Source organism: uncultured Tateyamaria sp., assembly GCF_947487805.1.
In the GTDB taxonomy this organism is placed as follows: domain Bacteria; phylum Pseudomonadota; class Alphaproteobacteria; order Rhodobacterales; family Rhodobacteraceae; genus Tateyamaria.
This window is the reverse complement of sequence record NZ_CANKXW010000008.1, coordinates 1-21,585: the sequence shown is the minus strand read 5'-3', so window position 1 is coordinate 21,585 and position 21,585 is coordinate 1. Positions and strand designations below refer to the sequence as shown.

The 21,585-nt window shown below is 56.2% G+C and carries 20 protein-coding genes; 13 read left to right on the top strand and 7 right to left on the bottom strand.

Annotated features, from left to right (window positions below; genetic code table 11):
* The first annotated feature begins 106 nt into the window (after positions 1 to 106).
* A complete protein-coding gene (locus Q0949_RS16820; RefSeq protein WP_299374936.1) occupies positions 107 to 1,111 on the top strand; it encodes an HNH endonuclease signature motif containing protein in 1,005 nt (334 codons plus the stop codon).
* A gap of 38 nt (positions 1,112 to 1,149) precedes the next feature.
* On the opposite strand, the gene Q0949_RS16815 is transcribed toward Q0949_RS16820, so the two are convergent.
* The 4 genes from Q0949_RS16815 to Q0949_RS16800 all read right to left on the bottom strand — a co-directional run bounded on the left by Q0949_RS16815 (position 1,150) and on the right by Q0949_RS16800 (position 5,283).
* Positions 1,150 to 3,273 carry a CHAT domain-containing protein gene (locus Q0949_RS16815; protein ID WP_299374933.1) on the bottom strand — a complete coding sequence of 708 codons (2,124 nt, stop codon included), beginning with the start codon at positions 3,271 to 3,273 and terminating at the stop codon, positions 1,150 to 1,152.
* A 439-nt stretch (positions 3,274 to 3,712) separates the two neighbouring features.
* Positions 3,713 to 4,825 (bottom strand): tyrosine-type recombinase/integrase, encoded by a 1,113-nt coding sequence (locus Q0949_RS16810; RefSeq protein WP_299374930.1) that lies wholly within the window; start codon positions 4,823 to 4,825, stop codon positions 3,713 to 3,715.
* Entirely contained in the window at positions 4,825 to 5,019 is a 195-nt protein-coding gene (locus Q0949_RS16805; RefSeq protein WP_299374927.1) for a hypothetical protein, read from the bottom strand. Before Q0949_RS16805 ends, Q0949_RS16810 begins: the two co-directional genes overlap by 1 nt.
* Before the next feature lie 57 nt (positions 5,020 to 5,076).
* Positions 5,077 to 5,283 carry a hypothetical protein gene (locus Q0949_RS16800; protein ID WP_299374924.1) on the bottom strand — a complete coding sequence of 69 codons (207 nt, stop codon included), beginning with the start codon at positions 5,281 to 5,283 and terminating at the stop codon, positions 5,077 to 5,079.
* Between the two features lie 137 nt (positions 5,284 to 5,420).
* On the opposite strand from Q0949_RS16800, the gene Q0949_RS16795 reads away from it, so the two are divergent.
* From Q0949_RS16795 to Q0949_RS16745, 11 genes are all read left to right on the top strand, one after another.
* Positions 5,421 to 5,843 carry a helix-turn-helix transcriptional regulator gene (locus Q0949_RS16795; RefSeq protein ID WP_299374921.1) on the top strand — a complete coding sequence of 141 codons (423 nt, stop codon included), beginning with the start codon at positions 5,421 to 5,423 and terminating at the stop codon, positions 5,841 to 5,843.
* A 4-nt stretch (positions 5,844 to 5,847) separates the two neighbouring features.
* Positions 5,848 to 6,144, top strand: a complete 297-nt coding sequence (locus Q0949_RS16790) for a hypothetical protein (protein ID WP_299374918.1) — start codon at positions 5,848 to 5,850, stop codon at positions 6,142 to 6,144.
* Positions 6,145 to 6,179: 35 nt separating this feature from the next.
* Positions 6,180 to 7,706, top strand: a complete 1,527-nt coding sequence (locus Q0949_RS16785; RefSeq protein WP_299374915.1) for a class I SAM-dependent DNA methyltransferase — start codon at positions 6,180 to 6,182, stop codon at positions 7,704 to 7,706.
* On the top strand, positions 7,703 to 8,923 hold the full coding sequence (locus tag Q0949_RS16780) for a restriction endonuclease subunit S (RefSeq protein WP_299374912.1): 1,221 nt from the start codon (positions 7,703 to 7,705) through the stop codon (positions 8,921 to 8,923). The genes Q0949_RS16785 and Q0949_RS16780 overlap by 4 nt, the downstream gene beginning before the upstream one ends.
* Positions 8,920 to 9,381, top strand: coding sequence for a hypothetical protein (locus Q0949_RS16775; protein WP_299374909.1), 462 nt, complete (start codon positions 8,920 to 8,922; stop codon positions 9,379 to 9,381). Before Q0949_RS16780 ends, Q0949_RS16775 begins: the two co-directional genes overlap by 4 nt.
* Positions 9,381 to 10,124: a DUF6615 family protein gene (locus Q0949_RS16770; protein WP_299374906.1), complete on the top strand. Its 744-nt coding sequence runs from the start codon at positions 9,381 to 9,383 to the stop codon at positions 10,122 to 10,124. The genes Q0949_RS16775 and Q0949_RS16770 overlap by 1 nt, the downstream gene beginning before the upstream one ends.
* A complete protein-coding gene (locus tag Q0949_RS16765; RefSeq protein WP_299374903.1) occupies positions 10,124 to 11,263 on the top strand; it encodes a DUF4268 domain-containing protein in 1,140 nt (379 codons plus the stop codon). Before Q0949_RS16770 ends, Q0949_RS16765 begins: the two co-directional genes overlap by 1 nt.
* The gene (locus Q0949_RS16760) at positions 11,263 to 14,403 is read left to right on the top strand and encodes a type I restriction endonuclease subunit R (protein ID WP_299374900.1); all 3,141 of its coding nucleotides are present in this window, start codon (positions 11,263 to 11,265) and stop codon (positions 14,401 to 14,403) included. Before Q0949_RS16765 ends, Q0949_RS16760 begins: the two co-directional genes overlap by 1 nt.
* A gap of 344 nt (positions 14,404 to 14,747) precedes the next feature.
* Entirely contained in the window at positions 14,748 to 15,335 is a 588-nt protein-coding gene (locus tag Q0949_RS16755) for a hypothetical protein (protein WP_299374897.1), read from the top strand.
* 14 nt (positions 15,336 to 15,349) lie between these two features.
* Entirely contained in the window at positions 15,350 to 15,640 is a 291-nt protein-coding gene (locus Q0949_RS16750) for a HigA family addiction module antitoxin (RefSeq protein ID WP_299374894.1), read from the top strand.
* A gap of 144 nt (positions 15,641 to 15,784) precedes the next feature.
* On the top strand, positions 15,785 to 17,362 hold the full coding sequence (locus tag Q0949_RS16745; protein WP_299374892.1) for a hypothetical protein: 1,578 nt from the start codon (positions 15,785 to 15,787) through the stop codon (positions 17,360 to 17,362).
* A gap of 15 nt (positions 17,363 to 17,377) precedes the next feature.
* On the opposite strand, the gene Q0949_RS16740 is transcribed toward Q0949_RS16745, so the two are convergent.
* Genes Q0949_RS16740 through Q0949_RS16730 form a run of 3 tightly spaced genes read right to left on the bottom strand, consistent with a single transcriptional unit; the run spans position 17,378 to position 20,180 of the window.
* Complete coding sequence (locus tag Q0949_RS16740; protein ID WP_299374889.1) at positions 17,378 to 18,931, bottom strand: relaxase/mobilization nuclease domain-containing protein; 1,554 nt, start codon at positions 18,929 to 18,931, stop codon at positions 17,378 to 17,380.
* The gene (gene mobC, locus Q0949_RS16735) at positions 18,925 to 19,353 is read right to left on the bottom strand and encodes a plasmid mobilization relaxosome protein MobC (RefSeq protein WP_299374886.1); all 429 of its coding nucleotides are present in this window, start codon (positions 19,351 to 19,353) and stop codon (positions 18,925 to 18,927) included. Before mobC ends, Q0949_RS16740 begins: the two co-directional genes overlap by 7 nt.
* A 41-nt stretch (positions 19,354 to 19,394) precedes the next feature.
* Entirely contained in the window at positions 19,395 to 20,180 is a 786-nt protein-coding gene (locus Q0949_RS16730; RefSeq protein ID WP_299374883.1) for a hypothetical protein, read from the bottom strand.
* A 392-nt stretch (positions 20,181 to 20,572) separates the two neighbouring features.
* Here Q0949_RS16730 and Q0949_RS16725 point away from each other — a divergent pair, with 392 nt between their 5' ends.
* Positions 20,573 to 21,511 (top strand): integrase arm-type DNA-binding domain-containing protein, encoded by a 939-nt coding sequence (locus tag Q0949_RS16725; RefSeq protein WP_299374880.1) that lies wholly within the window; start codon positions 20,573 to 20,575, stop codon positions 21,509 to 21,511.
* Positions 21,512 to 21,585: the final 74 nt, after the last annotated feature.

Sequence of the window (21,585 nt, the reverse complement as noted above, 5' to 3'; positions counted from 1 at the left end):
GAGCATAAGGCAGCGCCTGACGCCGTGTTTCATGTCTGCCAACAACAACCGGCACCAGATCGAGTAGTCTGGGGAAGGCCGAGGCAATTTTGCACTGGAGAGTGTGATGCCATCTTTGGACCAAACAAAATTGCCATTAGGCGATCAAGATCACCTGCTTGAAGTTTACGAAAACGAAATCGAAGTTGAATATCGGGGTGAGCGGTATCTCGTTCGCGACAACGGGGCGGTTTTTCGCTTCAATGAATATCGAAAGCGCGCCCGTCCTCTCGACAAAACTTGGACATTCGGACGCCAAAGCCTGACAACCGGATACCAATATTTGGCGGGCGTCCCTGTGCACCGCATTGTTTGCTCCGCGTTTCACGGTAAACCACCCACCGATCAGCATGTCGTAGATCACATTGACACGAACCGTGCGAACAACCGACCGGAAAACCTGCGGTGGCTAACGCGATTGGAAAACGCCCTATTGAACGAGATCACTGTGCGTCGAATAGAACTGGTCTACGGTTCAATCGAAGCTTTCCTTGCTGATCCGTCGAAGGTCCAAAGCGACGCTTCCTATCCAGATGTATCTTGGATGCGAACCGTGTCGAAGGACGAGGCCGCCAAAGCAAAATCACGCTTCGAAACGTGGGCGCGAAGCGGAGCGGTTCCGAGCGGTGGTGCAATTGGTGAATGGCTGTACGGAACTGCTGAACGTGCTGACTTCGAGCCGGACCCAGAAGAGTACGAGTCACTCACGCCTTCGGTCGTTCAAGTTCGCTGGAGGATACCCACGGAGTTTCCCGAATGCCCATCGGAAGTGACCGTTGATGCGTTGGCTCGCTATGCAGAAAACCTCGTCTTCGGAAAAGTGTTCGCACGGAATGACATCTATCAGAGCTTGGTTGTTCAACGGTCACTTGCCGAAGATGCCTTGATCGTCTTGACACACAACCCAGCCCCCAACGCAATCAAAGACTGGGCCGTCGCTCAGATTTCGGTTCGTGGCGAGTTTTTCTACCATCGGAGTGAACACCAGTATTTCTCTTTGCAGGGCGCGCTAAAGACCTTTTGCGAGCTGACCGGAGATAGTTACGAAAACTGTATGGATGACTACTGCTGAGCCGAAGGGGAAAGGGGGCTGATGACAACTGTTTGTGGCTACTGAAAGAACACGGGTGAAGCCCAATCGAAAATGTCATCTGGTGCATTGAAGATTTCTAGGCGATCCATGATTTCGCCGTCGAACTGTTCTCGCAGCGCCGTAACACGTTGCACCCAAGGTTCTCGAACTCTTTTTAGAGTTTCAGCAAAAGCACCAAAATGGTCATTTTGGGCCGCCACCAACTCGGAGCAAATTGTCAAACCAAAGGCTGAAGCCACTCGGGGTTCAACGGGCCAAAGATGAGAAACAGCCGCTTGCGCTGGTGAGGCCAATGAAGGTGCGAGCCCCAATTTTTGTATCCCACCCAAGCCATCTGAAACGCCGCCATCACAAATGTTCAAACAAAGAAGGCGCCTCCTTTCCTTTTCTGGGTGGAGGTCAACTAGGTCGTCTACAGCAAGAACCTCACCCTGATTTACGAGGATTTTTGACGAACCGAGTTGCCAGTGATCGAAAGCTCCATGCCCAATTATATGAATGAAGTCATAGGCAGGATCGCGGTACATTGCCAAAAAGTCATCTCGACCACTCTCCCGCCCAAGATAGACATGTGCTTCGACACCGTGCCGTTGAAGAAAATCCGACGCCGAGGCCGCCTCCATTTCAGAATACCAATCATCACATGAAGCCCATATGGCTGCCCGCCGAATTGGGCGATCTGGAAGCGGTGTCCGTAGACTCGAACTCAAAGGCCGGCATTCATTCGTCTCCCGCGACAGCAGCGCCTGAAGCGGGTGAAGGTTGTGGGGAAAACATGTAAAAGCGGGCGATCCAGCCAGTTTCTCGGCTAAAACTGGAACATTGTAAAAGTCGAACAATGCTCCCTCGAATGCGCTTGCACAATCTCTGTTTGGCTGCCCGGGACGCTCCGGTGCTGCATCAAGCTCAGGACCGGCTTGTACAGTTCTCGTTGTTCCCAATGCATTGTTGGTAGTTTCATTCATCGCTTCCACTACTTCGGTTTCGCCGGAAAATTTCCCCCGAAAACTGACCATTTCAGTGTCGTTCCCGAGAAACCCAACACCGGAAATAGCAGTGGGCAAAACGACACTGCACCCAGCAGAAGCCGTTTCAATTTCACCGTCATACCAAGCGGCCAGAATTTTTGCGAAGTCTGCCGACCGATCATTGTCCAACGCGAATTTTGCCACCGGACTCAATAAGCTGGATCGTTGATCGAGAGAAATCAACCAGTCTGTGTAGGATGGGAAACTATTGCGAACTCCATCTGAGTATTCTTTGGCGGCTTCAATCAACCACACTACGTTTTCATCCCAATCCCCCACGTTTTCGAATGAAGCGAAGTGGTACTGAAAGGGTTCGTGCTGAAGCAAAAAGTCGGCGTAATCACGTATTACGATCTTGGCCCACCTGTGGTGTGGATCTCCGACCAAGTCGCAGCTCCGTGTTGAAAATGCTTTGGCGATCTGAGCTTTGTTTTCTCTGGGTAGTGCATCGTTATCGTACAAGCGTCTCAGAACGGTCGCGACGCCAACCGCGCTTTGATGCCCCACATCTCTACCCCAGCACATCAGGCTCACAGCAGCTTTAACTGCTAGGCTTCCATCGGCTGGCAACCTGAAAATCGTCTCTTCTAAGAGCGGAGCAATCTGAGCTGCCGGGGCAAATAGCGCGGACTGATTGCGGCAATAATAGAAAAAACCGTCCGCCCATTCCAAAAACGTGTTCGGAAAGCTGTTTGGCAGCATGTCAACTAAAACTCCGATGAAACGAAATGGTCGTCCGTCAAAAAACTTTCGTTGAGCACTAGATTCTATGCTGTCACTTAGGCCGTTGTGTATCCAGTCAAATGCACTATCGAAGCGACCTCGCTTAATCGCAGCCATCATTGGCGCAATCGACACTTCGAACTGAACATATTCAAGTAGAACGCGTTCGACGTCGCCGGTCGCGTTCGCCTGAGCTTGAATGATCTCTTCCGCAACTGTGGCACTGACTCGATGGAGTTCGTCAAACGATGTGGCCTGAGCAGCAGCTTGTAGGTTGTTCAATTCAACCAGCAATCCCGGAATCTGCGGCACCGAGATTGGACATTCTACATCAGGAAGCACAAAACCATAGTCCGCAGACAGCTGTCGCCAGTTTGATAAATCGTACAATTGCCGTTCCTTGAGAATTGGATCAAACGACAGCTACATTGGGTTTGGTCTATAGCCGCGTGATGCAACCCTAGAGAGATTTTGGTGAGGTTTGAATAGGCTTCGCACCTACGACGGAGTTTGGATAGTAGCGGCATTCAAGTATGCTGTCTTCGCCCAATTGCCGGGAACTGACACGCAAACGGAAGTGGCGTGTTCTCCTCAAGCACCCCGGGTATCGCTGGGGTAGCAGGAGTAGCGTGCTTGAATGCTTTGGTTTGAGACAGGGCGAGACGATCTGCCATTCACAAAGAACAAGGTTTTCAAGCGGCTACGTTACGGGTTGAGCGATCTTGCAACAGCGTGTGCAGATCACGAGGCTAATTGAAAATCCTCGTGTCGGTGGTTCGATTCCGCCCCCGGGCACCACTTAACAAGCTGATATGTACGCATTTTCTGCTCATGGCTGATCCTCGTTTCGTTCAGGTTTGACGCTTTTGTGCGAAGGTTTGACACTTTCGGCCCGCCTTCGGTTCTCTTCTTCCAGTGCCGCCATGGTCTCGCGGTTCTTATCGGCGAGGTTCGCAGAGCGCGAATAGTGCCGGGCCATGGACGGGGTTTTCTGCCCCAGAAGGTCCGCGATGCGGCGTTCATCCAGCCCTGCTTCGCGCAAAGTCGTGGCGACCGTGTGCCGCAAGCCCTTGAGGGTCAGGCCTTTTTCGATAAGGCCTTCTTTCTCAAGGGCGGTCTTGAAGCGGTGCCAAACGGTTGAAAAGCCGTTGTAGGTCCATGGCTCACCGCGCGAGTTAGAAAGCACGGTCTCGGCGTCGTGGTTAGGCATGCGGTCAAGCGCCGCTTGGAGGGTCGGGCTGACCGGAATCGCGACTTCTTCGCCTGTCTTGCCGCGCACGCCCCAGATGGTGCCGTCATCGACTTGATCCTTTCGCAGTCGCAGGGCATCTGACGGATCGAGGCCAGTGTTCATCATCAAAGCGAGCGCAACACGTACATGAGGCTTGGCTTTGCCCAGGACAGTGTCGCGTTCTTCGATGGCCCAAGGGCGGTTCGCATAGGCGCGGTCGCGCGGGCGGCGCTTGGGAATGACATCCTTCGCGAAGTTGGCTGAGATGAGCCCCTTCGGGATGTTGTCGCGAAACACCTCACTCAGAAGTGTGCGGACCATGTTCGCCCGCCGCCAGCCAATTTTCTTCGCAGCCTTGTCGTGGATGCCTGCAATCAGAGGCGTGTCGATCACATGGATCGGCGTGTCGCGGATCGGCTCAAGGAAGTCGGCGCATTTGCGATAGTCTCGCCGAGTGGCTTCAGCGAGGTTCTGGTAGTGCTCGGTTTCAAAGTAGGACTGGATTAGCCCGCCAAGCGTTCCGGCCTTTGGAGCCTTCGCTCGCTGCGCCTCAGCGATGGCGCGGATCGTCTCACATTCAGCAAAGAACTCGGCGGAACCAATGGGCGCGCGGGCAAGGTCAACTTTGTGGCCGGTCTCGCGGTGATAGCATCGTTGCTTGCCGTGCCGGTCTTTGAAAATCTTGAACCCCTTGACCCGCACCTGTGTCATTAAAGGCGGTCCAGAATGGTTTCGCGCGTGTCGGTCACGGACCCAGACTTCACATCGTCAATCCAGAGGTCGAGGTCCCTGCGATCCCAAAGACGTGCACCTCGTATCAACTCCACCGGGCGCACCGGGCAAGCGGCCTTGAAATGCTTGACTGGCAATCCGGCATAGCTTGCGGCCTCGGACTGCTTAAACATGCGCTTATCTACCACGTTGAAATTGAGATTTGTCGTCGCCATGACCTGACACCCCCATCAATTCGCTGCCGAACCCTCAGCCCCTTTGACCTTGGTCGCGTTCTTCTGAAACCGCTCCCAACCGCTCATCGTCAGCATCTTGGTCTTCGATGATATCTCCACGAACTCCAGTTTCCCTGTGTTCATGAGGCCGCGAATTTGCGCAGGGCTGAGCCCCACGATCTCGCTGAGCTGTTTGGGAGAGAGAAGACGTTCCTGGGTCAATTTCAGCCTCCACTGCTGGATATGAATGGAATCGCTTGTTCCGCACCTTTTGACATGCTCAGATGGCAAGAGGATAGGAATAACGTCATTTTGTGCAGTTTCGCTCGTTATGACGGTTGCGTCAATGGGAACCTCGCATGCCACAGGACAATAGGTCAGTTTTCGCTTCTATGGGCGCGCGGCTCGCAATCGCGCGCAATGAAGTTGGCCTGACACAAACAGCCATGGCGGAGGCGATTGGCGTCTCCCATCGTGCCTATCACAGCTACGAAAAGGGTCAGCGCGGGTTGCCCGTCGAGGCTCTCGTGGCGATAGCGGACCGGTTCGAAGTGGATGCAGCGTGGATTCTGCTCGGCACCAAGGCTGTCCGCGCGGCGCATGACTTCGAGGCGCTGAAGCGGATCGAGACTTCGCTCGATCAGCACCTGAATGAAGAAGACATCAAAATAAAGAGTGAAAAGCGCGGGGCCATCGTCGCGCGTTGGTACCAGTCGCATGTCGAGGGGCGGGAAGTAACGGATGATGACGTTCACACTTGGATCGAACTCGTAAGGGAGTAAGCAAATGCAAAAACCAAGCGACCAATGGAAGAAACTGCGCCAGGCCACCTTAGAGCGTGCGCGCCGCAATATCGTTGAAACACTGGAGCCGCTCCACGCGATTCTGCTAGCAGCCAGTGCGCTCTACCTGATCGGCTTTCTACGGCTGACCTTCGCGAGCCAACCGCAAGATTTCACATGGATCACAGGCGCAGGCGTACTTGCCATCGCTCTCTCCGGCTTCCTGCTGCCAATCCTAACCGGCTCCGTCCTGACGCTGCATTTCACCAGCCGGAGGCTTGACCGCCTGATGTCCAACTGACGACCCAATTTCATACCGAGTAGAAAGAATTTCGAATGGCAGAACGCATTGAAAAGACCCTCTTCGCCGCCGCTGACAAGATGCGCGGGGCGATGGACGCGGGCGAATACAAACACGTTGCCCTGGGCCTTCTCTTCCTCCGTTATGTCTCTGCCGCGTTCGAAGCCAAGCGGGCCGAATTCGCCAAGGATGAATACATCGACCTCGAAGACCCCGAAGAATACGAGGCCGAAAACATCTTCTGGGTGCCCGAAAAAGCCCGCTGGGATCGGCTCGCCGCCAATGCCAAAGCAAACGACATAGGCGTGCAGGTGGACGACGCCATGCGCGAGATTGAGAAATCGAACCCCTCGCTGCAAGACGCGCTGCCAAAGGTCTTTGGCCGCGCCAACCTCGACCGGGCCATCGTCACCGGCCTGATCGAGATGTTCACCAACCTCGAACTGCACGGTACCAAATCCGACTTCGACCTGATCGGGCGCATCTACGAATACTTCATTGGGGAATTCGCCTCGTCCGAGGGCAAGCGCGGCGGGGAGTTCTATACGCCTAAATCTATCGTCTCGGTCATGGTTGAGATGATGGAGCCGACCCATGGCCGCGTCTATGACCCCTGCTGCGGCACCGGAGGCTTCTTCGTCCAGTCCGAGAAATTCATCGCCGCCCACCAAGGCCGGGTCGATGACATCGCGGTCTATGGGCAAGAACGCAACCACACGACCTTTCGCCTCGCCCGCATGAACCTTGCCATCCGGGGCATCTTTGGCGATCTGCGCTGGAACCAGGAGGGCACGCTGACCCGCAACGCCTTCCCGGATGAACGGTTTGACTTTATCCTCGCCAACCCGCCTTTCAACATCTCGGACTGGAACGGCGAGGCGCTACGCGAGGACACGCGCTGGCGCTATGGCACGCCGCCGACGGGCAATGCGAACTTTGCTTGGATGTCCCATATCCACCACCACCTCAGCGCCAACGGCATTGGAGGGGTGGTCATGGCTAACGGGTCGATGTCGTCCATGCAATCGGGCGAGGGCGACATTCGAAAGGCGATGGTCGAACAGGACGCGGTGGATTGCATGGTGGCGCTGCCGGGACAGTTGTTCTTTGGCACACAGATCCCCGCCTGCCTGTGGTTTCTGGCAAAGGACAAATCCAACGGCACGGCGGCGGGCGGCACGCTTCGCGACCGGCGCGGCGAGGTGCTGTTCATCGACGCCCGCAAGATGGGCGCGCTGATCGCAGGGTCGCGCAAGCAAAAGGAACTGTCAGAGGACGAGATCGCCAAGATCGCCACCACCTACCATGCCTGGCGGGGGGAGGAGGCAGAGGGGCCTTACGCAGACGAGCCGGGCTTCTGCGCAAGCGTGAAGGTCGAGGAGATTGCCAAGCACAACTACGTGCTGACCCCGGGCCGCTACGTGGGCGCGGGCGCGGTGGAAGAGGACGACGAGCCGTTTGAGGAAAAATTTACGCGGCTGCGGGCCGAGTTGCAGGGGCATTTCGAGGAAGGCCGACGGCTGGAGACCGAGATCGAGGCGTGGTTGGGGGGCTTGGTGTGAGCTGGGCCGACGTTGAACTGGGCGACGTGCTGGAGCTGAAACGTGGTTATGACTTGCCGCATGCCAAGCGCAAGCCCGGCGATGTCCCAATAATTTCTTCGTCTGGACCAACTGATCTTCACTCAGAGGCAAAGGTCAATGGGCCGGGTGTAATAACAGGTCGCTATGGAACGATCGGCCAAGTTTTCTTCTCTGAAAGTGACTTTTGGCCTTTGAACACTGCGCTGTACGTCCGCGATTTCAAAGGGAATGATCCGAAGTTTTGCTACTACTTTCTGCAGACCTTGGATTGGGAAAAATTCAACGACAAGAGCGGTGTTCCTGGCGTTAACCGAAACGATGCTCACCAAGAAGCAGTGGTCTTGCCACCACTTCCAGAACAACGCGAGATTGCGGGGATATTGGGGGCGCTGGATGACAAGATCGAGGCGAACCGGAAGGCCTCGGCCTGCCTGGAAGAGATGGCGCGGGCGCTCTATCGGTCGTGGTTCGTCACGTTCGACCCCGTCCACGCCAAATCCCAAAACCGTCCCCCCGCCCACATGGCCCCCGAAACCGCCGCTCTCTTCCCCGACCGCTTCGGCGAAAACGGCCTGCCGGAGGGGTGGGGAGAAAAAGCTCTTTTGGAGGTCGTAGAGCTTATCTCCGGTGGGACGCCAAAAACTTCGATCGAGGACTATTGGGACGGCTATATTCCATGGGCTAGCGCCAAAGATGTAAGCCAATGCGGCCAAGCGTTTTTGATTTCCACAGAGCGCAGAATTACCGAGCTGGGGCTGTCCAAGAGCAGTACGAAACTGATCCCAAAGTACGCCACAGTTGTTGTCGCGCGTGGCGCAACCACTGGCCGTGCGTGCATGTTTGGAGAGCAGATCGCGATGAACCAAACTTGCTATGCGTTGAATTCCAGAGAGGGCAAACCATTCTTCGCAAATTGCATGTTCATGACGGAAATATTGGGCATAACGCTTGCAGCGCATGGTTCTGTTTTTGACACCATAACAACCAAGACACTCCAAGCTGCCACGGTCGTTTCGCCGCCTCGTTCTGTATCTGCTGCGTTCGAAAGCATCGTCGATCCGATGTTTCGAAAGGTTCTTGAGCTAACGAAGGAAAACCAAACCCTCGCCACCCTCCGCGACACCCTGCTGCCCCGCCTCATGTCCGGCACCCTGCGCGTCAAAGCCGCTGAGGCGGAAGTGGAGGCGATGTTATGAGTGCACCGAAACCCTATGACGTCTCCGCCCCGTTCCTGATGGCCGAGGCGGGCCCGGAGGTGGACTATTTCCACCCCATCCAAGTCTTTGCCGCCGAGCGCATCGAGGCGCTCGCCAAACGCGTCATCATCCGCCTGCAACGGATGCCCGCCGTAGGCATGTTTGAAGACACGGCAGAGCCGCTCAAAACCGTTTGGGACGAGTGGTGCTGGTACCAAGAGAAATACGATAGCGACACTGGCATGCTCTCCGATGGTTTCGAAGAAACCCTCGACAGCATGGTCGCCGGAACGGTCTCTGAACTCCCCCATTCCGAAGCCGTCCTGATCAGCTGCGGCGTTTGCGAAGACCAGGACCACATGCCCGCCCGCAGCGACGACGACATCTGCGCGGTCGTGCGGCAGGTTGTGACAGAGGCGGCGAGCAAGCGATCCATGGATCGGTTCGAGGTTTGGTGATGGCTGCATCGATCACTCTCCGTGACTATCTCCGCAGGCGAGCCGCTTGGGTTTGGAACGAGCAAGGTCATGCTTTCAAACGTGGGTTGGCCCTTCAGGAAGAGACGCTCACCGAAATGCTCTTGCTGCGCATGGCACGCGATCACGCCAAGCATGGACTGACCGTGACCATGTTCAATAAGACAGAGGAAGGCATCAACGGCGCGGATTGGGAATGGATCGTTCGCACGCCTTGGTGCGATCTGGGTTTGCGTGTTCAGGCAAAGCGGCTCTACCATTCCAGCAAAGGATCGGACTATGGCGGCCTTGATCCGGCATCGGGCCAATCCGCCAAATTGATTGCGAATGCTGGGACTTGCATCCCGCTATATGTCTTCTTCAACCACGACCACGGTTCAAACTCCAAGCTACTGCATGGCGGCGGCGAATATCCCTATCGCGGGCGAAGCTATTGGGGCTGCTCGGTCGCCTGCGCCAAGAAAGTTAAGGCGGAAAAAACCAATGCTCTGAGCAAGCTCAAGAAGCATATGAAGCCGTGGCATCGCCTGGTCACAAGTTCTGGCAAATGTGATGCCAAATCGGGCTTGGGCATTGATGTTGGTGGAGCGGAACGTTCAATGCCACAGGACAGACGTGAGGTTTTCGAGCGTATCCGCGAGCGTGATTTCATGTCGCAGTATGTTCTTCAGCGCGACCTAGCTGGCGTCGCGATCTTAGATTTTTCCGATTTCAGAGGTGATTGATGTTCCGCGTTGATTTGAACCAAAACCGATTGTCCCGCTTAGTCCAGAAACGCTTTGCTGATCTGAACCTGCGCGAGCGGGATCATTTGCAGGAATGGTTGGCCAACCAGCCCGACGCGCTCGGGGAAGAGCTGTTGATCATCCAGAAGGAGTTCGACGGGTTTGACGAGACGCGCGAGCGGCTGGACCTTCTGGCGCTCGACAAGGACGGCAATCTGGTTGTGATCGAGAACAAGCTCGATGACAGCGGGCGGGATGTGACCTGGCAGGCGCTGAAATACACGGCCTATGTCTCGGGCCTGACCAAGACGCAGATCGTGGACATCTACCAGCAATACCTCGACCGCTACGAGGGCGGCGGCAATGCGGCGGTGCGGATTTGCGAGTTCATGGAAGTTGAGGAATTGGAGGAGACCGTCCTTAACCCAGGCAACGATCAGCGGATGATCTTTATCGCTGCCAATTTCCGGCGTGAGGTGACGGCGACGGTGCTGTGGCTTCTGAGCCGGGGCATTCGCGCGCAATGCTTCAAGGTGACGCCGTTTTCCTTTGGCGAGGAGCTAATGGTGGACATCCAGCAGATCATCCCGACGCCGGAAGCGGCGGATTTCATGATCGGGATGTCGAGCAAGGAAAACGAGGAGAAGGCGGTTCAGGACACCCAGAAGAAGCGTCACAAGTTGCGGCTCGACTTCTGGGAGGTGGCGCTGGATCAGCTGCGCGCAGATGGTGCAGGGCTTTTCGGAAGCATCAGCCCAACGAGAAGCCATTGGTTGAGTGCAGGTTCTGGCGTTCGGTCTTGCCCATTTCAGTTGGTGTTCCTGCGCAAGGAAGCGCGGGTTCAGTTGAGTTTCGAGCGGGCGAATGCTGCGGAGAACAAGTGGTTGTTCGATCAGTTGTATGAACAGAAACAACAGATTGAGGCTGAGTTCGGGGCGGAATTGATCTGGCGTCGGATGGACGACAAGAAGCAGAGCCTGATCGTCTATTCGGAAGAGTTTGACGGATATAACCGCGACGCCTGGGCAGATATGGCGAGCTGGTTGGCTTCGCATATCCAAAAACTGGAACACGTATTGGGTGAACGCCTGAATGGTCTGGATATTCCTGACCTGTCGCTTGGTGAGGAGGTGGACTGATGGCTTTCGCTTCCGAAGACGATCTCGAACAATGGGCGCTGGAAGAGTTGCAGGGCTTGGGCTTTGCCTATCTGCATGGCTCAGAGCTGTCGCCTGAGAATGAAGCGCCCGCGCGGGAGAGTTTTCGCGAGGTGCTGCTCCTTGGACGTCTTGACGAAAGCCTGCGGCGGCTGAACCCAGACCTACCGGATGACGCGATCCGGGCCGCACTCAACAAGGTGCGCGACACTGAATTTGCCGGGGATCTAATGTCGGAAAACCGACGCATCCATGAGGTGCTTGTGGCCGGTGTCCCTGTCTCGTGGTTCGAGGGCGGCACGGAACGGTCAGATATCGCGCGCTTGGTCGATTGGGAAAACCGGGAGAATGATTGGTTGGCGGTCAATCAATTTGAGGTGGTTGGTCAGACAGCACGACGTCCCGATATCATCCTTTTCCTCAACGGCCTTCCTCTCGTCGTGGTCGAGTTGAAAGGAACCGAGAGCGGAAGTCTCAAGGGGGCCTACAACCAGATCGAAACCTACAAGACGCAGGTTCCGGATCTGTTCCGGACAAACGCATTCAATGTCATTTCAGAAGGTGTGACTGCGCGGTTCGGTTCACTCTCCGCAAATTATGATCGTTTCATGCGTTGGCGCACGGTCGATGGAGACACGCTGGTCGAGGATGGCTCAGCCCTAGCTTTGCAAACGCTCATTCAAGGTCTTCTCGATCCGGTCGTCATTATGGACATGCTGCGGTTTTGCACCGTCTTTGAGGATGAAGGCAAAGGCCCCATCAAGAAGATCGCGGGTTATCATCAGTTTCATGCTGTGCGCAAAGGCGTTGCCGCAGTCGCCCGCGCCCGTGGAAACGATGGGCGTGGCGGCGTGATGTGGCACACGCAGGGTTCCGGCAAGTCCTTGCTGATGGCCTTTCTCGGTGGCCGCTTGATGCGAGACCCCAGGCTAGAAAACCCGACTTTGGTGATCATCACGGACCGCAACGATCTGGACAATCAGTTGTTTGCAACGTTTTCGCGATGCTCAGCCTTGTTCGGTGAAATGCCCGTACAGGCAGAGGACGTTCCAGATCTTCGAAAAAAGCTAGGTGATCGCAAGGTAGGGGGCGTGATCTTTGCCACGATCCAAAAGTTTCGACCGGAGAAAGGGCAGACAGATTTCGGACTATTGACCGACCGCTCGAATGTCATCGTCTTTGCGGATGAGGCGCACCGTTCGCAGTACGGTTTTGATGCAAAACTGAACCGGGAGACTGGTGAGACCAAATACGGCTTTGCGCATCATATGCGGACCGCGTTGCCAAATGCTGTTCATGTCGGCTTCACGGGGACACCTATTTCTCTTGTTGGTGCGGACACGCAGGCGGTCTTCGGTGACTACATCGATGTCTATGATATCGCCCAGGCTGTCGCCGATGGGGCAACCGTACCCATCTACTATGAAGGCCGGGTCGCGAAGATTGAGATGAGCGAGGAAGCCGGCGATCTGCTCGACGCAGAATTCGATGAGATCATCGAAGACGCCGAAGCGGATGGAGGCGTTTTCGACGAAGACGCCAAAGGCTCCATGACGACCAAGTGGACGCAAATCGAAAAACTGGTTGGCTCCGAGAAGCGTCTTGACGCAGTTGTTGCGGATATCTTGGAGCATTTTGATGCACGCCTAGAGGCAATGGACGGCGGCAAAGCTATGATTGTCTGCATGTCACGCCGTATCTGCGTAGAGGTGTACAAGCGGATCGCTGAGGCGCGACCTGACTGGCATTCGGACGAAGATGGTGCAGGTGCAGTAAAGGTTGTCATGACCGGAGCTGCGCAAGACCCTGCTGACTTCCAGCCGCATATTAGGTCAAAAGCTCGTCTGGAAACTCTTGGAACCCGATACCGTGATGCGTCAGACGGTCTGAAGCTGGTGATAGTGCGAGACATGTGGCTAACGGGGTTCGATGCGCCTTGTATGCACACCCTGTACGTGGACAAGCCAATGAAGGGGCACGGTCTTATGCAGGCCATCACACGCATCAATCGCGTGTTTGGGGCCAAACCTTCTGGGCTTGTTGTGGACTACATTGGTCTTGCGGCAGACCTTAAGAAGGCTCTTAAGCACTATTCGAACGCCGACCAGAAGCAGACAGGCGTAGACCAAGGCGAGGCCGCCCACGCGTTGCTAACGCAGTTGGACGTCATGAGATCGATGTTCCATGGCATTCCGTACATGGAGGCAGTCAAAGGAAGCGCCGCGGACAGAATTCGCTTGCTTCCCACGGCTATCGAACATGCGTTGACACTCAAAATTGATGGTCAAGAGCCCAAGGATCGCGAAGCCTCAAAGAAGCGTTTCATGACTGCGGTTGCGGGCTTGGTCAAAGCTTTCAGGATTGCTTCTGGAACGTCGGACGCTCGGGAGGTCAAAGACGAAGTTGGCTTTTTCATCGCAGTTCAAGCCGCAATACGAAAAATGGATGCTTCGTCGAGTAAGGCCAGGACGGCCGAGGAGGCAGAACTGGCAATCGCTCAGTTGCTCAATCGGGCTGTCGCTTCGACCGAAGTGATCGACATTCTCGAAGCTGCGGGCGTGGACGCGCCGGACCTCAGTGTGCTGAGTGAGGACTTCTTAATGGGACTACAAAATAGTCCCCATAAGAACCTCGCGGTTGAGGCTCTGAAGAAGCTGCTGAACGGTGAAATCAGTTCGCGGACCCGAACCAACAAAGCCCAGAACGAAGCGTTTTCCAAACGTCTTCAAGATGCGATGGCGCGGTACCACAACCGAAGTATCGATGCGATTCAAGTGATCCAAGAAATGATCGAGATGGCCAAGGAACTTCAGTCGCAGCCTGAAGATGGGCTTTCCGCTGAAGAGGTCGCTTTCTACGATGCTCTGGCTCAGAACGACAGTGCGGTGCAGCTGATGGGCAACGAAGAGCTGCGCGTGATAGCGCAGGAACTTGTGAATGCTGTGCAGAGCACCTCGTCCGTCGATTGGTGGCGAAAGCAAAATGTGCGAACCAAGATGCGTGTTGTTATCAAGCGCATCCTGCGTAAGCACGGCTTCCCACCAGACTTGCAGTCAGAGGCGGTGAAAAAGGTCGTGAAGCAAGCTGAAGTCCTAGCTCGAGAGATGCCGCAAGCGGCATAAAACAGGGAAGACTCGAAGTGATGTTAAGTTGTCAATTGACAACTTAAAGAAAGAGGCCTATTTAATGTCCAGAAAGCCGCACAAGTCCAAGGAGATTGAGGCGGTCTTGCGCGAGTTGGAGGCCCTGGGTTGGACCGTCACTTTACGTCCGGGGCGCGGACATGCGTGGGGCCTGATCCGATGCCCGAACAACGATCCTGACTGTAGGTGCGGTGAGTTTTGTCAGATGGGCGTCTGGTCGACGCCTCAAAATCCGGGCCGCTTCGCGCGGCAATTGAGAAGTCGGGCGCTTGGTTGCACCAAGCTCGACGACACGAACGATGGCCCGCAAGAGGATGAATAATATGGCAGAAATCGAGTTTGAACTGATCTTCGCCCTTCCTGAGGGTGAACATGAAGCGTTCGATCTGGTGGACGCAGTCTTCGAGGCTGGCTTCGAGGATGCCATCGTCGGTACTGGCGTGCCTGGCATGCTTGGCGTTGCGCTGGAAGCGGCGAGTCATCGCGCGGAAGATGCGATTCTGGATGCAGCGCGTGCGATCCAAAAGCAATTGCCTGAGGGCTCGGTTTTGCGGGAAGTGCGGCCTGACCTTGTCAGCTTGGCCGACGTTGCCAAGCGGTTGGACGTTTCGCGCCAATCCCTGCAAAAGCGCAAGATGCCCCCGGCCAGCCAGGGAGGGCTGTTTCGGATGGAAGAGGTCGCTTTGGTCATCATGGACGCGGCTGAAGGCAAGGGCACTGGAGCGCGCAAAGGGCGCTTTGCAGTGGACAAGGCGGGGAAGTGGCTGAGTGCGGGGAAACCTGCGCGGCGGGTGAACGCAGGCCTTGCCGTTGGCGCGATTGATGGGGCGACGCTCGAAGTGCGTGAGGATGCCAAGCAATTCATCTACGCCGATGGCATGAACGCTGAAACGCGAACTGGCGCGGCCTGAGGAAGTATCTGGCAATGAGCCTGCTTGAAGACCCGATGCACCCCGGTGAAGTCCTGAAAGAGCTTTACCTTGATCCCCTGGAGATGGGGGCCATCGCATTTGCGCGGCGTCTGGGTGTGCCTCGGACGCGGATCGAGCGGTTGATCAAGGGCACGACCGGGATCACACCTGACACGGCACTACGCCTGGCTCGTGTGTTCAATACGACCCCGGCCTACTGGGTGAACTTGCAGACGAACCACGACATGGCGCTTGCGGCGAAGGAGATCGATGTTTCGAACATTGAACCGCTTGTTGCAACTTAGAGAATTGCGACAGACCTAAAGTTAAATCAGCATTAAGCCGGAAGAATGCTTCTGTAGACATACGCGCTACAGAATTAGTGGAAAGCTTTGTACGAAAGCTCGCCACTTAACCGATTGAAATTCGATTTTGGAAATTGATGTTAAATGAAGAAACCCGTTGGAATAGATGAGCGCCCGGAACAGCTTCGCCCTCCAGTAGTCAAAGAAGTGGGTGTCACTGAAAGTGAAAGGTACTTGGCTAACCTCGCTGACAAGACCTTTTTGAACCTCTGGTCATATCCCAGTCCCTACAGAGATCAGAAAGTTGGCGGCAATGGCCGTGGTGACGGCAAAGAACTTTGCGACCTGCTAGTTGTGTGCGGTGATCACATCATCATTTTCTCAGAAAAGAGTATTGATTGGCCATCCGGGGAGCTGTCTGTCGCGTGGGGTCGATGGGTCAAGCGCGCCGTATCAGCGGCAGCAAAACAAGCCAAAGGAGCGGAACGATGGATAACCGAGCACCCCGACCGGATTTTCCTAGATCGGAACTGCAAACACCCTTTCCCCATAGAGTTACCGTCGCCAAACGTCTGCAAATTTCATCATGTAATCGTCGCACGCGGTGCTTCGGATGCATTTAGAAAGCACCGAGAGGGCCATTCTGGCAGTCTCATGATCCAACCTAGTTTGAAAGGTGAAATGAATTGGCCAAAGGACCCAAGCAAATCCGAACCGTTCGCTATAGGTGATGTAAGCCCCGAGGGCTCGTTCGTACACGTTCTTGATGACGTCTCACTTGATATCATCTTGCAAGAACTGGATACGATTCGCGACTTCACAGACTACCTTGAAAAGAAAAAGGAGTTTGTACGATCTGGCCGCTTGAAGTTGGCTCATGGCGAAGAAAACTTGCTGGCCTACTATGCCATCAGGATCAACGACGACGGTGACCACGATTTTGTCGTCGACGCCTCTGAACCCCCATTAACCATCGAACGAGATCATTACGCAAACTGGGTTTCTGATCCGCAGTACCTAGCAAAAAAGGAAGCGGACAAAATCTCATACGTCTGGGACAAATTCATAACATTGTTCACAGATCACATGCTCGGCGGCACCTCGATAACAATAGATGATCACACTTTCGAACTCACAAAAAATGAACTTGCAGTACGGCATATGGCGCTCGAGATGCGGTTCAGAAGGCGCAGCCATGGCGAAGCGATTATGGGAGCTCTCAAGCGAGGGATCACCGAAGATGCATTCTTTCGCATGATGCTTGCCCCAGAAGGGGCAAAAGACAACGAAACCGCCTTTTTCATCATGACCTTCAAATATCTGGACTGGATGGAGAAAAAAGGTGGGTATGAGCAGTATCGGCGTAAACGTACTGAGAGGGCGACAATCTATGCTCAGGGGGTTTTGGAGCGGTATCCGCATCTGAAACGGATTGTGGGCATATCTCGGGAGCCACCTGAGCAAGGTCGTGGCGTATCAGAAGACCTAATTTACGCAGAGCAGAGCGATTGGACGGCGGAAGATAGAAGGAGAATTAGAGAAAACTGCAAGGAACTTGGAATCTTGCAGAGCCCTCTGAAAATGCGACCGGTGGACGACGACGAGTACCCTGAACTGACCCAAGTCGTCTTCACTCGTCCCGACTTGGCCGGGATGGAAGTGCCAAACAGGAAAGAGCGACGAAAGCAGGCTGCTAGACGCCGGAAATCGAAGCGAAGATGACCAAAGCCATTGCCCTCAATGCCGCAACCCCCGTTCCGCGTGCGCTTCCTGGCTGTCTAGCTGTCCCTCAATCTCTCGGCGGCGGCTTTCGCTAAGGTCAAGCTCTGCTGCAAGCTCTCGTCCAGCGTCTTGTAGCTCGCCTCGTCGTTCAGCAATCCGTTCAAGGCCTTCATGGATGCGGTCTGTGAACGAATGAGCAAGGTCACGCAGTCTTTCAAGCCAGCCAGTTCCCTCTCGATCCTGCCGGTCGAGCGTGTCTCCAAAGCGGTCAAATCCTTCGCGGAGGCTTCGGAGGCCGTCACCAACCGCTCGACGTAGGCGAGCAAGTCGCGTTCCAAGGCTGTCAGTTGGGTCATCTAATTCTCCTCGATCCGAATGCAGGTGACGTGTCTCTCGCCCATCGTGCAGGTGCGCAGGCGCGTCTTCAACGGGTCCAGGATCAGCCACGTCCCCTCGGGCCGTTCGATCCGCGTCAGGCCCATCTCGTTCAGCTCCGAGCGTGTCAGATGCACTGTCCAGAAAAAGCTCGCGGCCATCATCAAGGCGATCCCCGTCAACACCATCCCCGCGATCAGCCAAGGCGAGATCGTCAGCCAGAGGCGGATCGATTTCAGCCGTGTCTCGAACAAACTCGCCGTCTCGGTCTGGAAGCTGCGCGTATCGCTCGCGATGGTATGCTGCGCGGTGCCCACAATGTTCTTCAAATCGATCCTGAAGCTCTTGAGCTGGGATGAGATCGAGGCGACGTGCTCGGCCCGGATCGTGTCGAGCTCCGCGTTCAGCTTCTCGCTCAGCCGGGTCGGCTTGCCAGTCTTCATGGAAAATCTCTCCTTTCAGCCGCCAGCGCTCGCCGGTGCCGGGATCGCGGGCGGTGATGTAGGCCTTGCCGGTGCGCGGCAGGTCGAAGCCCGCATCAGCGAGCGCGTCGACCATAGTGGCGCGGTTGGTGATCAGGCCCATATCGATCTGGTGCTGTATCCAGGCGTGCAGCTCGTCCCGGCCTTGGGCGCGTGTCGGGGTCTCAATGGTGTCGCGGACCTCCTGCGCGCGCTCCACATCCATCGGATCGGCCCAGCCATGACGCCGGTTCATGACGTCCCGCAGGCTGTCATAGGCGTCCTGGTAGCCCGGCGGCGCGATGTTGAGGCTCTTTCCCGTGGTCAGTTCAAGGCGCGGCGTGCAGAAGTGCAGCTCGACCCGGCCTTCGTGGCGATGGCGGACCCAGAGCACTTCATATTGCTCGGGGTCCAGCCCCGCAAAGGCCAGCCGCTCGAACCCGTCCATGACCTCGGCCTGCTGGTCCTCGGAAGGATCATCGCTATCCGCAAAGCTGATCACGCCCGCGCGGTAGGTCCATTGGTGGCGGCTGGCGTCAATCAGGGCCTCGGTGCGCTCGGGGTTCCCGCGCAGGACCTCAGGCAGAGGGTCGCGGTTAACGGTCACGGGCTGGCCTTCGGCATCGCGGATCAGGTCGCGGTTACTATCGTAGGTCAGCACGCGCTCGGCCACGAGATAGCCGACCGGCCCCGCGCCCGCGCCTTTGCCATTGGGAAAGAACTTGATCAGCACCGCCGCGCCTCATCGAGGAGCGCGGCGAGCTGGCGTTCGATCACCACGAGGCGGCGGGCGACGGTCAGCGTGTCGAGGTCGGTGCGTCCAACTTTCATGGCGTGGTTCAGCCAGCGCGCGATCTGGTTGAGGTTGCCGCCAATGCGCCCGACAGCCAGCACAAGCGCGGGATCAACGCGGGGGATGGGCTTGCGGCGGCGCGCGTCAGTCAGGCCAAGCGCCTCGCGCAGGACCGTCGAAGCAGGCAGTCCAGCGGCCTCTGCCTTGGCGCGCAACTGGGCCTTCTCGGACGCGGTGCAGCGAAAGACGAAGGTCTCGGTCAGCGGCTCTTTGGCGGGGGCTTTGCCCGCGCCGGTGGGGTTCGAAGGGGAGGCGTGCCGCCCCTCGCAAGGTCCCGTGTCAGCAGCGCCAGCGTATGACATGGGTCGCCTTGCTGTTTGCGCTTCGGTTGGTCTGGTGGTGCTCATGATCTGAGGCCTGCGCTTTGAATCTGCGTCTCTGTCACCAGCTTTGAGGCGAGTAATTCCGAGACTTGCGGGGCCGTGATGTGCTTGCACATCGGGCTGCGGTCATTGATCCAGCAGGCCAGCCGTGCAAGGTGATCAGCCTGCAACGCTGCCGCCTTCTCCCGGTCTTCCGCCTGCCTCTCGACATAGGCCTGCCATCGCTTCGACTGAAACCAGTTGTCGGAAAAGCAGACCTTGGAACGGGTGAATCCCGCGCTGTCGGTGGCGTAGGCTTGGACGGCTTTCAGCAAGTCCTCCGGTGCAATCCCTTCCTTCACGGCGTCTTCGATTTGGGCAAAGCACACCGCTTTGCCCCGTAATCTGTCGGGCGGATACGCAGCCAATATCTTCTCAGCCTCTTCATCCTCCGCCACCACACGCTCGTGCGTAGGAGGTTTATGGATGGTTTTAGGATGGTTTGGGGGCCGTGGTGGCCCCGGTACCCCGGCCACTGTGGCCCCCGTTCCGGGTCCAGTCTGGACGGGGTCCACTGTGGCCCCCGTCTCAATCTCGGGTTCTGCGGTGAGTTCCAGCGCCTCGATCCGTGCCAGATCGATCCGGTAGACAACCGTGAATCCGTTCTTGCACCCGCGCGCGCCGGTCTCGACCAGGATGCCTTCCTTTAGGAAGTCGCGGATCGTGCGCTTGACGGTGGTCTCGCCCAGTTCGGTGTGCCGCTGGATCGTTCCTTTGGAACACCAGATGCCCGAGCCATCATCCGAGGCCTTGTCCGCCAGAAACATGATGATCTGCTTGCGCGTCGCACTCCCGAACTTCCGTTCGGCGCAAGCATTTGCCACCCGCCAGCTCATCGGATGGCCTCGGGGTCAAGGTTTGACAATTCGCGGCTAAGTGCTTGATGCGTCGTGGCGGGTTTGACAGGTTTTCCGAACCTAACCTGTTGGGCCTTATCAATAAGCTTCGGTTTGAAAATCCTCGTGTCGGTGGTTCGATTCCGCCCCCGGGCACCACTTCAACATCCGAAAGTAAGCAACTACATACGATAAAGCCCAATAACAAAGGGCTTTTGTGCTTCTGGTTGTCCGATGTGGATCTCTATCGTCCAGCCGAATGCCCCCATCTTGGGGGCATGATTGGGGGCATGTTCGGATAGGTTGATTGTAGGATGCCCCCAATGTCTTTGAACGATGCAAAACTTCGGAACCTCAAATCGAAGGAAAAGACCTACAAGGTCAGCGACTCTGGCGGCTTGTACATCGAGGTGACGCGGACCGGGTCCCGGCTCTGGCGATTGAAATACCGCTTTGAGGGACGTGAAAAGAGATTATCCTTCGGTGCGTATCCTGCTGTTTCGTTAGCGGATGCAAGAGAGGCCCGTGAAAGTGCCAAGGCCCTGCTGGCCAAAGGGATAGACCCGGGCGCAGCAAAACGGGCGGAAAAGCAAGCACGTCGCGCCGTTTCAGAACATACATTTGAAAAAATAGCTGATGCCTTCTTGGATAAAGGGCGGCAGGAAGGGCGTGCAAAAGCCACGCAAACCAAAAACTCTTGGCTCTTGGACATGGCCAAGGCCGACTTTGGTAAGATGGCGATCACGGACATCAAGTCGCCAATGATCTTGGATTGCCTTCGCAAGGTCGAAGCAAAAGGAAACTATGAAACAGCACAAAGGCTACGCGCTAAGATCAGCGCAGTGTTTCGGCTTGCTGTGGCCAGTGGCATAGCTGAGTTCGACCCAGCGCAGCCGTTGCACGATGCGTTGATCCGCCCAAAGCCTAAATCCCGTGCGGCGATCACCGAAAAAGTTGCGCTGGGGGCATTGCTGCGCGCGCTTGACGGTTTTGAAGGGCAGGTGACGACGCGCATTGCTTTGCAGTTGCAGGCATTGCTTGCCCAGCGCCCGGGGGAATTGCGTCACGCAGAATGGATCGAAATTGACTTCGCCAACGCGGTTTGGACGATCCCAGCGGAACGAATGAAGATGCGTCGCCCCCATAGCGTTCCGCTTCCAAAGCAGGCACTCGCATTGCTTGATGATCTCCGGCGTATCAATGGCAACGGGCGATACCTGTTTCCAAGCCTGCGATCTTTCCAACGTCCTATGAGCGAGTGATCAGCCCCACTTGAGTGGTCCAATTTGATTGTTAGTGCATGATCGGCCTTTGGTCCATCTGGACGATGGTTTCA

Bases quoted from the DNA above. Each gene is read 5' to 3' on its own strand.
- mobC (WP_299374886.1), bottom strand. From the start codon at position 19,353: ATGTCATACGCTGGCGCTGCTGACACGGGACCTTGCGAGGGGCGGCAC.
- Q0949_RS16805 (WP_299374927.1), bottom strand. From the start codon at position 5,019: ATGTTTAAGCAGTCCGAGGCCGCAAGCTATGCCGGATTGCCAGTCAAG.
- Q0949_RS16770 (WP_299374906.1), top strand. From the start codon at position 9,381: ATGGCTGCATCGATCACTCTCCGTGACTATCTCCGCAGGCGAGCCGCT.
- Q0949_RS16760 (WP_299374900.1), top strand. From the start codon at position 11,263: ATGGCTTTCGCTTCCGAAGACGATCTCGAACAATGGGCGCTGGAAGAG.
- Q0949_RS16750 (WP_299374894.1), top strand. From the start codon at position 15,350: ATGAGCCTGCTTGAAGACCCGATGCACCCCGGTGAAGTCCTGAAAGAG.
- Q0949_RS16745 (WP_299374892.1), top strand. From the start codon at position 15,785: ATGAAGAAACCCGTTGGAATAGATGAGCGCCCGGAACAGCTTCGCCCT.
- Q0949_RS16730 (WP_299374883.1), bottom strand. From the start codon at position 20,180: ATGTTTCTGGCGGACAAGGCCTCGGATGATGGCTCGGGCATCTGGTGT.
- Q0949_RS16795 (WP_299374921.1), top strand. From the start codon at position 5,421: ATGCCACAGGACAATAGGTCAGTTTTCGCTTCTATGGGCGCGCGGCTC.
- Q0949_RS16820 (WP_299374936.1), top strand. From the start codon at position 107: ATGCCATCTTTGGACCAAACAAAATTGCCATTAGGCGATCAAGATCAC.
- Q0949_RS16765 (WP_299374903.1), top strand. From the start codon at position 10,124: ATGTTCCGCGTTGATTTGAACCAAAACCGATTGTCCCGCTTAGTCCAG.
- Q0949_RS16775 (WP_299374909.1), top strand. From the start codon at position 8,920: ATGAGTGCACCGAAACCCTATGACGTCTCCGCCCCGTTCCTGATGGCC.
- Q0949_RS16785 (WP_299374915.1), top strand. From the start codon at position 6,180: ATGGCAGAACGCATTGAAAAGACCCTCTTCGCCGCCGCTGACAAGATG.
- Q0949_RS16790 (WP_299374918.1), top strand. From the start codon at position 5,848: ATGCAAAAACCAAGCGACCAATGGAAGAAACTGCGCCAGGCCACCTTA.
- Q0949_RS16810 (WP_299374930.1), bottom strand. From the start codon at position 4,825: ATGACACAGGTGCGGGTCAAGGGGTTCAAGATTTTCAAAGACCGGCAC.
- Q0949_RS16755 (WP_299374897.1), top strand. From the start codon at position 14,748: ATGGCAGAAATCGAGTTTGAACTGATCTTCGCCCTTCCTGAGGGTGAA.
- Q0949_RS16725 (WP_299374880.1), top strand. From the start codon at position 20,573: ATGTCTTTGAACGATGCAAAACTTCGGAACCTCAAATCGAAGGAAAAG.